Here is a 344-nt window from a genome sequence, read left to right on the forward strand (position 1 = left end):
ATGGAGGTTTAGCTCAGCTGGGAGAGCATCTGCCTTACAAGCAGAGGGTCAGCGGTTCGATCCCGTTAACCTCCATTCGGTTCCGTGGTGTAGGGGTTAACATGCCTGCCTGTCACGCAGGAGATCGCGGGTTCAAATCCCGTCGGGACCGTTATTTGATTAAAAATCAAACTTTAAACTATATTATGTATGGCTCGGTAGCTCAGTTGGTAGAGCAATGGATTGAAGCTCCATGTGTCGGCAGTTCGATTCTGTCCCGCGCCACCATGGAGGAGTAGCGAAGTGGCTAAACGCGACGGACTGTAAATCCGTTCCTTAGGGTTCAGTGGTTCGAATCCACTCTC

Annotated in this window: 3 tRNA genes; all 3 read left to right on the forward strand. The window is 50.9% G+C overall.

Annotated features, from left to right (window positions below):
* The first annotated feature begins 2 nt into the window (after window positions 1-2).
* Window positions 3-75 (forward strand) — tRNA-Val (locus P7D84_RS13760).
* Between the two features lie 3 nt (window positions 76-78).
* Window positions 79-151, forward strand: a tRNA-Asp gene (locus P7D84_RS13765).
* A 40-nt stretch (window positions 152-191) separates the two neighbouring features.
* Window positions 192-267, forward strand: a tRNA-Phe gene (locus tag P7D84_RS13770).
* The last annotated feature ends 77 nt before the right edge of the window (window positions 268-344 follow it).

It is taken from the genome of Enterococcus dongliensis (assembly GCF_031927985.1).
GTDB classification, from domain to species: Bacteria; Bacillota; Bacilli; order Lactobacillales; family Enterococcaceae; genus Enterococcus_A; species Enterococcus_A dongliensis.